8 protein-coding genes are annotated in these 11,835 nt (G+C 48.4%); 1 reads left to right on the forward strand and 7 read right to left on the reverse strand.

Annotation, left to right across the window (positions count from 1 at the left end; translation table 11 throughout):
* Window positions 1–150 precede the first annotated feature (150 nt).
* From KXU80_RS12615 to KXU80_RS12640, 6 genes are all read right to left on the reverse strand, one after another.
* Entirely contained in the window at window positions 151–552 is a 402-nt protein-coding gene (locus KXU80_RS12615; protein WP_219838541.1) for a MerR family transcriptional regulator, read from the reverse strand.
* A gap of 28 nt (window positions 553–580) precedes the next feature.
* Window positions 581–1,747, reverse strand: a complete 1,167-nt coding sequence (locus KXU80_RS12620; RefSeq protein WP_219838542.1) for an MFS transporter — start codon at window positions 1,745–1,747, stop codon at window positions 581–583.
* Between the two features lie 109 nt (window positions 1,748–1,856).
* On the reverse strand, window positions 1,857–3,287 hold the full coding sequence (locus tag KXU80_RS12625; RefSeq protein ID WP_219838543.1) for an aldehyde dehydrogenase family protein: 1,431 nt from the start codon (window positions 3,285–3,287) through the stop codon (window positions 1,857–1,859).
* 150 nt (window positions 3,288–3,437) lie between these two features.
* The gene (locus KXU80_RS12630; protein WP_219838545.1) at window positions 3,438–4,871 is read right to left on the reverse strand and encodes an aldehyde dehydrogenase family protein; all 1,434 of its coding nucleotides are present in this window, start codon (window positions 4,869–4,871) and stop codon (window positions 3,438–3,440) included.
* 180 nt (window positions 4,872–5,051) lie between these two features.
* A complete protein-coding gene (locus KXU80_RS12635) occupies window positions 5,052–5,618 on the reverse strand; it encodes an NADPH-dependent FMN reductase (RefSeq protein ID WP_219838546.1) in 567 nt (188 codons plus the stop codon).
* A gap of 1 nt (window position 5,619) precedes the next feature.
* Complete coding sequence (locus KXU80_RS12640) at window positions 5,620–6,687, reverse strand: LLM class flavin-dependent oxidoreductase (protein ID WP_219838548.1); 1,068 nt, start codon at window positions 6,685–6,687, stop codon at window positions 5,620–5,622.
* 294 nt (window positions 6,688–6,981) lie between these two features.
* Between KXU80_RS12640 and KXU80_RS12645 the strand changes: the two genes are divergently transcribed.
* Window positions 6,982–7,359 carry a winged helix-turn-helix transcriptional regulator gene (locus KXU80_RS12645; protein WP_219838549.1) on the forward strand — a complete coding sequence of 126 codons (378 nt, stop codon included), beginning with the start codon at window positions 6,982–6,984 and terminating at the stop codon, window positions 7,357–7,359.
* A gap of 126 nt (window positions 7,360–7,485) precedes the next feature.
* Here the strand turns inward: KXU80_RS12645 and KXU80_RS28295 are convergent, their stop codons facing one another.
* Window positions 7,486–11,796: a S8 family serine peptidase gene (locus KXU80_RS28295; protein ID WP_219838550.1), complete on the reverse strand. Its 4,311-nt coding sequence runs from the start codon at window positions 11,794–11,796 to the stop codon at window positions 7,486–7,488.
* Window positions 11,797–11,835 lie beyond the last annotated feature (39 nt).

Genomic DNA, 11,835 nt, shown 5'->3' on the forward strand with positions numbered 1-11,835 from the left:
GCGTATTTAGATGCTATTAGAATGCGTTGTATACTATGATTTAATGCAAAGCGATAGGCGTTCTCGGATCGAGCCTTACCAATCATAAAAAAAGATGGCCCCCGATAAATTCAGAGGCCATCTGTTTTATTAGCTGAGCTAAGAAGATCCTTATTCCATCCGGAAAGCCGACTCCTCACTGGTTGTCCCTTTCTGAATCTCTCTGTAACGCTCAAGCTTCCGATTAACCGCTTCAAAAGCGAGGTCCAGTTCCCGCTGCCGCTTGTTTAATTCTTCTTTATGCTGCTCTAGAATTTGCTTTCTGGACTCCAAAGTAGACTCCCCCTGAAGAGCCAGATCTACAATTTTCTTAAGTTGAATTATCGGCATGCCGGTTACGCGGAAACAGGTCATGAGCTTGATCCATTCTACATCCTGGGGCTTAAAGATACGATTTCCATGTTCGTCGCGTCCCAGGAAAGGTATAAGGCCTTCTTTATCGTAATGCCTAATCGTGTGAGCGGGGATCCCCAATTGCTCGGAAGCCTCTTTTATCGTAATTCCCGTTCCCATTCTTTCGCTCCCCCTCTGTATAGTAGATTTAAGCTTTAACAAGTTCCTTTTTGCTGACGATCACTCGAATAACGGAGACGATGAATAAACCTGTTACAAGCACCCCTATGAGGAGTAAGACGCCGCGAATGGAATTGAGATCCAAGACCGATTGAATGCCGTTTGTGATAAGCGGCGAAATAAACTGACCTACATTCGCAAATGCGGTCATAAGCATGATAGCCAGCGTTCGATGAGCAGTCGTTGCAACGATCGCCATTTTACTCAACAAAATGGGGTAAGCAAAACCAAATCCGAATCCAACGATACCTACCGCAGCAGCAACCATCCATAGGTTATGCGCCTCGCCCAACAACAAAAACGCTGCACCAAATAAAAATAAAATAAAGGCAACGGAGCCTTTTCTCAATAAATGCTGGAGTCTGGCTCCGATGATTCCGGCGAAAAAGACGAATATGAACGAAACAGCTGTTAAATAACCCGACGTTGCGGAGTTTCCAAGATGGTTATCTACGACAAAAGAAGCCAGGTTTGTCGGAATGACATAATACAGCACCATAAGACCTGTGGTTAACAAGCCAACTGCATAAACACCGACAGGCAAGGACAATTTCACGTCGCTAGCGGTCTCGCCTCTAGTAATAACCGGTTTGCCGCCAGGAATAAAAGCCAGTACCAGGATCAGCAAAACGATGCCGAAAGAATAAGTCCAAAACACGCCTCTCCATCCTAATGCCGTAATTGCTCCGCCAATTATGAGGAAGAAGGCGCCTCCGAGTCCATTTACTCCGACAGTGAGACCGTTCATTTTGGAGCGTTCCTCGCCATCAAAATACTCGGCGACGATTGCATTCATCAGCGGTGTAATTAAGCCGATGCCGAGACCCAATACCGCGCGCAGGGTCAGAATGCCTCCAATTGAATTCATTAATGCGGGGCCAACTCCGCCAATGACATATAAGATCAATCCGATGACAAGAAGCGTTTTCTTCGAAAGCCATCTGGACAATAGGTTTCCAATCAGCAAACTCGGCAAAATAAAGAACGACGCGAACGTGACGACGAGTTGAATAAGCACCGTATTCGCCTCTGTGAAGTCGAGCATAAGAAGCTTGACTGCCGGTGCCGCTAGCATGGGCGCCAGAGTTGATGTAACCGCCAGCGCTAGCAAAGTTATTTTAAAGCTTTTATTCATGAGGGCCTGCTCCTTTCAGCCACTAAAACGAAATGGCTAAGCTGGTTACAACCGGGCTGAGGCATCGTTATGAGATGAAGCCTGGTGTTCCCGTCATGGCCTTGTCCGCTTAATGAGCTTCATACCCGAGTATGGCTTTCGGCTCGACATGCTCCTCCAAACCGTATACGCCGGAGTCTCGGCCCAAACCGGACTGCTTGAATCCGCCGAACGGTGCATAGGGATCATCTTGGACGGCCTTGTTGATCAAAATACGCCCAGCGATAATTTGCGAAGCTACTCGCCGTGCTCTTTCCATATCCGTGGAGCTAACATAAGCGGCCAAACCAAATACCGTGTCATTCGCAATGGCAATCGCTTCTTCTTCTGTTCTGTAGGAAATGACCGAAAGAACCGGACCGAAAATTTCCTCTTTGGCGATTTTCATATCATTCGTTACGTGGGCAAACACGGTTGGCTTCGCATAAAACCCTTCATCCAATCCCTCAGGATGACCTAGTCCGCCAACGATTAATTCTGCCCCCTCGTCAATCCCGGCTTGGATGTAGCGCTGTACGGTATCGTATTGTTTTTGGCTAACAAGTGGACCTAATACAGAGTCTTCATCCATGGGATTTCCGATTTTGGTTGAAGCAACGGCTTGCTTTAACAGTTCCTTCGCTTCGTCCAATCGGTTCTCAGGAACTAACAATCTCGTGCCTGCATGACAGGCTTGACCCGTATTGCTGAACGCGATGGTAATAGCCATTGGAATGGCTTTGGAGAAATCGGCATCATCCAGGATGATGTTGGGGTTTTTCCCGCCTAACTCTAATGCCAATCTTTTGAGCGTGCCGGATGCATCTTTACAAATGATTTTTCCGACAGGAGTCGATCCGGTAAAGGATATTTTGGCAATATCCGGATGCCGGACAAGTTCTGCCCCTACGATTTGGCCCGTTCCATTCACAATATTCACGACACCTGCCGGCAATTTCGCATCGGCTATGCATGCCATTAATAGATGCGTCTGCAGTCCGCTAAGTTCGCTAGGTTTTAAGACAATCGTGCATCCCGTAGCAATGGCCGGGGCTATTTTATTGCAAATATGCGTATAATTGGCGTTCCATGGCGTTATTGCGCCTATGACGCCCAATGGCTCAAGAATAATTTTGGTTGTACCCTGCATTTTCTCGAAGGAAAACCGTTTCAAGGATTCCTTGGCATAAAGGCAGGTCAGCGCAGCGAAGGTGGTACGGCCTTTAGATGGCTTTACCGGAGAACCATATTCTTCGACAGCCGCTCTGGTTAGCTCCTCTTCTCTTGCCATAATGGCATCGTGTAGTCTCTGAAGCATCTGGATTCGTTCATCTACCGTTGTTTTGGCGAACGATTTAAATGCTTCTTTGGCAGCTGCGATGGCCAATTGTACATCGTGCTCGTTCCCAAGAACGAGTGTTCCGATCGTTTTTTTATTAGCGGGGTTTACCAATTCCTGAACATCCGTGCCAATTGATTGTACGAATTGCCCGTTAATAAAATGCTGATTAAGTGTACGCACCTGTAATTATCCTCTCATTTCTTAATTTGAGGATAGTTTTTCCGATGATAAAAAGTCTTATTCTTGGTGAACTGGAACAGACAAGAAGGGAACCCCCCTCTGGGGGACCCCATGCTGCTGCCAGCGTAACCTACTGAAACTTATCCGATATTATTGCGGTACAGCATCGTGACCTAGGATTGTTTTGGGTTCGACATAGGATTCAAGACCGTAAATGCCGCATTCTCTTCCAATACCGGACTGTTTAAATCCTCCGAACGGCGCCTTCGGCTCGTCGTACAAACCGTTAATGAGTACTCGGCCCGATACAATCTGGGATGCAACATCATTCGCTCTCTCCAGATTGCTGGAGCTGACATAGGCGGACAAGCCATAGATCGTATCGTTAGCAATCGCGATCGCTTCTTCTTCTGTTTTGTAGCTCAGGATCGAAAGGACAGGTCCGAAAATTTCTTCCTTGGCAATCGTCATGTCCATGGTGACATTCGCAAATACGGTAGGCTTGACATAGTAGCCGTTATCCAAGCCTTCCGGATGCCCCGAGCCGCCGATGATCAATTCAGCGCCTTGTTCTACACCAAGATGGATATAGTGTTGGACTGTTTCATACTGCTTCTGGCTGACCATCGGACCGATAAACGTTCCTTCTTCCCAAGGGTTCCCCACTTTGATGCCTTCCACCGTTTTGATCACCAGCTGCTTAACTTCCTCCAAGCGATGCTCGGGAACGATTAATCGCGATCCGACATGGCAGGCTTGTCCGCTGTTGCTGAAAGCGGTCATGACAGCCAGCGGAATAGCTTTTTGATAATCGGCATCGTCGAGAATCACGTTTGGCGACTTGCCTCCAAGCTCTAGCACGAGTCGCTTCATCGTTGCGGCACCGTCCCGGGCAATGATTCTGCCAACATTCGTGGAACCCGTGAACGAAATCATCGCGACATCCGGATGACGGGTCAATTCCGCGCCGACCACATCGCCTCTGCCGTTAACGAAGTTGATGACGCCGGCCGGAATACCGGCTTCGTGGAAGCATTCCGCGATTACTTGCGTTTGAATGGCGCTTAGCTCGCTCGCTTTGATGACGACCGTGCACCCTGCCGCAATCGCAGGAGCCAGCTTCGTGGAGATATGCGTGTAATTCGCATTCCAAGGCGTGATCAGACCAATAACGCCCAGCGGTTCAAGCGAGACTTTTGCTTTACCGATTCGCTTCTCGAATTGGAATTCTTTCATGACATCTAGATTATGAAGGAAGTTTTTGGCCGCATACATGGTACGTCCGGCTGTTGCGGCGGCCGGAGCTCCATATTCTTCGACCGCCGCCTCATTCAATAAGTCAAACTTCTCGATAATTACATCATGCAGACGCTGCAGCATGTGAGCCCGTTCTTCGATCGACGTCTTGGCGAAGGTTTTAAAAGCTGCCTTCGCCGCTGCAATTGCATCACGAGTATCCTGCTCATCCCCAAGCGTCACTCTGCCGATTACTTCCTTGTTAGCAGGATTAATAATATCCATTACTTCCGTGCCATGCGGCTTCACGAATTTCCCGTTTATATAAATGTGATCGATCGTTCTCATGCTGTAACTCTCCTTTGAACTTGTATTTGAACCTTCATAAATGTTTTGCGCCGGCTGCAAAAACCACTTTAAACCTTAAAGTCGACTTTAAGTCAAGCGATTATTTTATTTTTTTGACAAACGAAAAGGGACAACGCAGGTGTTAGTCCTGCATGTCCCTTTCTCTTGAGGATCGGTTAGTTAGAAATTATAGCTCGCTTCCTTCTCTTCTCGAATTTTTTTATACGTTTCAGTTAAAACAAATGTATCCTCTGTCAAACGTTCAATACGAAAAATGACGTCATCGTTAATAATTTCTTTGCGATGAAAATCCTTTTCTTCTATAAACACAAAGGTTTGAACAATTTGGGCTTTCATATAGGCAAGTATGGGTTTTAGTTGCTGCTCGACCATTAGATAATGTTTCGGCGTGCCTGCTGTTACTACCATGCTTACGATTTTATCTTGGAAGGCGTTCACAGGCAGCAAATCGAATATATTTTTTAATGTAGCGGGTATTGATGCCTGAAAAATCGGAGTGCCAATGATTATTGCGTCGGCTTTCATGATTTTCGCCGTTACATAACCCGCATCGCCATCATAATCCAAGTAATTGCGGCCATCGCTAAATGGAATGTCATAATCGGCCAAGTCGATAAGCGATATTTCAGCCTCAGGATACTTCTTAGCAAATTCATTCATTGTATAGTCCATTGCAGTTCGGGTCTTGGAGCCAACCTTCGAGCCTGATATGCCGACTACCTTCACTTTAATCCCCCTCTTTTCTAGCTGTATATTTGCGAATGGCAGGCAAAATTTTCGATCCGATGACTTCGACGCTTTTCATAAGCTGTTCAAAAGGAACTCCGCCGACATCCATTTGAGCGATAAAACGCTGATGACCGTACAGCTCGTACTGATAGAGCAGTTTTTCGACGATGCTTTCCGGCGTACCGACCATCATGGCATCGCGTAGATTGACTCCCTGGGCAAAGTGTTGTTTTGAATAATTAGCGCCATTAATTAACTGAAGTGCAGCGTTCGCATGAGGGTAGGCTCCGCTTATCGCCTGCTCCGTCGTTTCGGCCACATAGAATAAGCTGGCGGTTGCGACTGGAAGCTTCTCAGGACTGAATCCGCTTTGCTTCGCGGCTTCCCGATAGGCATCTATCGAAGTTTTAAAGGAGGAAGCCGGCCCACCTAATGTAGCGAGCATCATTGGCACGCCCGCATATCCCGCTTTGATTGCACTGGCCGGATGCCCGCCTACCGCACGCCAAATCGGCAGCGAGCCGTGTTTAGGTCTTGGGTATACGTTAGCTTTATTCAACGGCGCGCGGAATTTCCCGTTCCAGGTGATCGTTTCTTCTTGATTTAATTTAACTAGAAGCTCGAATTTTTCTTCGAAGAGCTCTTCGTAATCTCGAACGTCATAGCCCAATAGATCGAAAAGCCCGACGCGTGATGCCCGTCCAGCAATAATTTCCGCGCGTCCTCCCGAAATGAGGTCTATGGTCGCGAAATCTTCGTAAACGCGAACCGGGTCCGACGTGCTAATGATCGTCGACGAACTTCCGATTTTTATATTCTTCGTCGCTTGGGCGATCGTGGCAATAACAACGGAATGCGCCTGCGTCGTGAAATGTTCCTGATGACTTTCGCCTACACTAAAGAAATCGATGCCCGCCTGATCAGCCAGCTTGGATAATTCGATAATTTCACGTATGCGCTGTTCGGCAGAAATCCGATTTCCGGTATGAGGGTTGGGAATATGATCACCTAACGTGTAAATACCAAATTCCAAACCTTTGTTCGAATCGATACGATATTGTTCCATCTTAGACCAACCTTCCTTCTCTACGGATGTGATTATTGCTGCTTTTGCTATAAGAACGATTGGGAAGTTCTATGCACACTATTATGGCACCTAATAACCCAAAACTTAAGTACGCACATTAATGTGACATAGTTTACAAAAGGAAACTGAAAGACGGCTTCAGGGTTTTCTCACACCCTCTAGTTTCTTAGAGGATACTATGAAACACCAATGAAACTACTGGCGCAATTGATATCTTCGTAACATAATAAACCTAGCTAGCATCATTAACCAAAGACAATAAGGAGCTTTGCGATGACAATCAAATTTGATCCGGAACTATGCCTTGTCGACGATGCGTTAGATATACTTGTCGGTAAGTGGAAACCTATTATTCTATTTCATTTATTAAAGTCCGATACGATTCGGTTTGGAGAATTAAGACGTGCGATCCCTGGCGTCACACAAAAGATGCTTACGAAGCAGCTGCGCGAGTTAGAGGAAGAAGATATTGTCGAACGAATTGTTTACGCTCAGGTTCCTCCAAAAGTCGAGTATTCCATCACGGAATACGGAAAAAGCTTAGAACTGGTTCTGATCACGATGCATGAATGGGGAGTATCGCATAAATTACATAAACGCCAAAAAACAAAAGCAGCATCTCCCGAAACTTCGGATATCCGCTCGAATTAACTTTGACCCGTAAAATGGACACTTTGAGAATAGTGCCATTCTTGCGGGTCATTCGCGTTTTAACCGAACAAATTGCTTAACAAAAAAGATGACTCCCGATGAAATCAGGAGCCATCTTACATACTTTTATTCGTTAATTAATTTTGCGCTTTTGAGCAAGTTACTCAGTACGATAGCGACGGCTTCACGCGTGGTAGGCTGCTTAGGTTGGAAGTAGCTGCTTCCGTTTAGTTGAACCCCCTGCATGAATCCTGCTTCGGTAACCATCTCGATGCTCTCTTTCGCGTAGCTGCTGAATTGTTCCGCATCCTTAAACGATGGATGAGCTCCAACCGGCTGGGAGAGGCCTAACAGGTTCATTGCCTTTGCAAGAATCACGGTCAAATCTTGACGGCTGATTGCAGCATTCGGATTGAATTTCCCCCCGGAGCCGGAAACAAGACCGGCTTTGTATGCTGCAGCTACGTCTTGAGCATACCATGCATCGCTGTTCACATCGCTGAACTGCACAGGTGTTGTCGTTTTCTGTAATCCGAGTGAACGAACGAGCATGGAAGTGAACTCGGCACGCGTTACGTTCTTCTTCGGCGCATAGGCCGCCACGGAAGTGCCGCTTAGAATGAATTTATCGGCAAGAAACTGAATCTGGGTCTTCGCCCACGATTTATCGATATCCTCGAATGCAGCAGTTCGAATGACCGCAGCGTAAGTCGAGAAGCCTGGACGACTTACGGTAACGATCGTTTGTCCTTTGGAAGTTCGAGTAAACAACGCAGGCACCGCGTAAACGTTATTTCCTTCGATGTACAAGGCACCGGTATGACCAGCGTCTACGCTTTGTTCAACCAGGAATGACCGTTTGAACGCCTGGTTTTCTTCTAAAGGAAGCGGAGTCTCAGTGCCATGATCAACGGTTACTGCCTCGAAGGCATAAGGCGTGCCGATGACTTTGGACTTCTCATACTTCCGTTCGAACTTGGACACGCTTGGTGCGTCCTTGGCAATACGGACCCTATAATCGGAGCCATTGGGCACATTAGCGAGCGCTGAAATCGGCGTTGCAATGGTTGCGTGGTTCCATGTAAACACAAGAGAGCTATTCTTCGGCGCGTGCCGCAGCTGACTCACTTGTGAGCTTGTAAGCTGAAGCTCCGCTTCATCCAGCTCCTCCGAGGAAACGTTCACAAGGAAGGAAACCGGTGTATCCTTGGCCGCTGCCACTGCTTCTTGCACATCGTCGTCCTTCACGTTTACGCCCAATTGCGTTCCTTTCGGTTCGGTTGCAGCAGGCAATTCAAACGTAGTTTGCCCATTCGGAACAACCGAGTCGATGAGTTCTTGATTACCAGCCGGCGCTGCCGGTACTGGGTCTGAACCACCGCCAAATACAGGACCGCCGCCAGAGCCAGGCGTCGGTTCGGGCTCGTTGCCGTCTGGCGCCGGTCCGGGCTTGACGTAGAACGATTTCCAAGCAACAGCGCTATCCTTGATCGCCAAGGTAGCATCGTCTAAATCTACGCCAACGAGCATGAAAGAATAGAGTCCTTCCGATAAGTCTTCCGTATAATAATTGGAATCTACATCGTAAGCATAGCCATAACTGGTATCGATATCCGATACCGTTAATTTACCGCTAGGGAGCGGATTGTAATTATTCTTCTTTTCATCAAAATCCATGGTTATATTGTATACGCCTAAGCCTTCGCCAGCCAAATTATAAACCAAAAGTTCGATCAAATCGAATTTATTCGACCTGACATCTACTGATAGATCGATGGTCGAATCGGAATAAAGATAAGGACTGGATAAGGTTACATTCTGGAATCCCAGCTCGTTATCATCCGAATTCTCCCCAATGTGAATAACAAACGGCAAATGCAAAGCCGGTAACGAAGGGTCTCCCGCGCTTTCGAGCAAAATATGACCTTCATATACCCCTTCCGCAACGCCAATCTCGTCGCTGGCTTCGGCCTTACCTGACAAGGTGAAGGCGTGTTTACTGTGCGGAGCAACCGTAATCAAGCTTCCGCTGCCAACATCCAGACCGCCGAGCTCCATATGAATATCATTCACGTCCGGAGTAGGCGTCGGTCCGCTCGGGTCGGACGTCACTTGCGGATGCATCACGACGGACGCGGCGTATACGACTTCATTATTGGACAAGTTCTTAACCTGCAAAGGCTTCGTTACAGGCATGTCCGATGCAGGGTCGATCATCCCGAAGCTTACGCTGCTCGCTTCGCTATCGATCGTGATCGGGTCTAATTTCAAATCATAGATGGTAATGGGATCGACAGCTTGCACCACCGCCGGGGTTTCCATCGCTTTGGCGATATTCACCCGCCCGGCACCTTGTGAATACACATCGTATTGAATGCCGTTGATCGTTTTATCCGTACCGAGAATTTCCGCGGTATTCGCCAGAGCGGCACGAATATCGGTAGGGGACCAGTCTTCTACGCCGTCTAGCATATCCTGCTGCTTCAAGAGGGCAGCCAGGCCTGCCACGTGCGGCGTGGCCATACTGGTACCGCTCTCGCGGCCATATGCTTCTGCGTAGCTTTTGCTAGGATCGTCCTTCCCATAAGCGGGCAGGGTAGAGTAAATGTTAACGCCGGGTGCGGTAACGTCGGGCTTGATGCCGTAATTCCCATCCGAATTCGGTCCGCGGGAACTGAAATCCGCCACGGTATCGCCAGGCACATCGACTCTCGTAAACGTTTGTTCTGCTGGTTGATTCGGATCGCCAAATGTAATTTGGAATGGCGCTCCTGGATGCTCTACTACTTTTCTTGCGATGGCGCGTCCTTGTTTCCCTTCCCAATCGAAGGTGGGCAGATAGCGCAAGCTATCTCCAAGCGACGCGTTCGGTCCGATCGGACCGTTTCTATCTGTCATCTCATCCTGAAGATCGGGAACGGGTTGCATCGACTCGTCCAGCTTGTAATTACCATTGAAAATAATAGCAGCCGCCGCACCATGCAGGGTAGCTGTTTTGATTTTCTCCTCGAACGTAATGTCTCCGCGGGAAATATAGGCGATCTTGCCCGTTACGTCAATCGGGTTGAAGCTCGAGTCGAGGTAATCGCTTTCTCTGCCCAGCCCGACATAGACGGCATCGATCGTTCGGGAACCAAGCATGGTTTCAAAATCCTCTTCGCCTTTCTTCCAGGTCCCCATAATCGGCATGGAAGTGAAGGCTTCGCCGGCAACCGTGCTTGTCACCGACGCGGTCGTGTAATACGCACTAGGGCTGGTGGCGGCAGCAACAGAAATGCCAAGCTGCGCAGAAGCTGGCGATCCCATCGAATAATAATAGTGGCCCGCAGCACCAGCGTTGCCGCTAGCAACGACGGCGATGACTCCAGCCAACACCGCATTGTTGACCGCGATTGAGTCCGGAGAGTCCGGGTCCTTCTCGGCATCGCTGCCGAGCGACAAGTTGATGACATCCATGCCGTCTTTGACCGCATGCTCAATGCCATCAATGACTTGAGCGGAGGAGCCTGTAGCGCCCGACTCTCCCCCGAGCACTTTATACAGATAGAGACTGGCTTCGTATGCAACCCCTTTTTGAACCATATCCGCGGCGGATGCATTGGCGAATCGGCCGGCAATGGTTCCGGATACGTGGGTTCCGTGAACCGAACCGCCGTACTCGTAAGCCGGGTTAGGTAAGTCCTCATAGGGATCAGGATCCTGATTGAACGAGTCGTAACCGATATGCGCCGGATCGATCGCATCCTTGAGATCGGGATGCACGTAATCGCCGCCGGTATCGATGACGCCTACTTTGACACCTTTGCCGGTCAAGCCTTTATCCCATGCGATATCGGCCCCGATTTGCTTCAAAGGGTTACTATCGTATTTGGGATTGTCGACTCCGAGAGCGCTGCCCTCTTCCGGAATCGAGTAATAGGTTAAGTTCGTATGAATCGAGACAACGCCCGGAAGCTTGGCCATCAGCGGAATTTGATTGGCGGGAACAGTGACTTCCATGCCATTGAGGACCGTTTCGTACCGGTAGTTGACTTTAAGGTCGATCCCCTGCTGACCGACACTGCTGATGAAATCAGCTTGCTCGGTCTGAACTTGTTGTTCGAGAGCTTCGACCCCCATCGTACGAAGCCCCATTTGAGCCGCATATTTGCCGATCGCTCCCGGCTGTGAGCTCAATTGAACGATGACGTTTATTTTTTCGGAAGAGGATGTATTAATGTCCTTGGCGATAATCGGTTGCTTGATTGCCGAAGCCGCGTCAGATTGCTGTTTTAATTTCTCTTGAACGATGGCATCCAGCTTGGAAATATCCATCGGAATACGGGGCTTCACTTCAGCTTCAGGACCGTCAGCGAAAACGCTTTGGCCCCATACGCCGCTCAATAGAACGGCAGCGGTGAGGAGGGAGGTTATCTTATGGAATCGTAAGAAGTTCAAATTCGTTTCCTCATTTCTAACAGGTTAGTGGCGTGAAGC

The sequence above is a fragment of the Paenibacillus sp. R14(2021) genome (assembly GCF_019431355.1).
Taxonomy (GTDB): Bacteria; Bacillota; Bacilli; order Paenibacillales; family Paenibacillaceae; genus Paenibacillus_Z.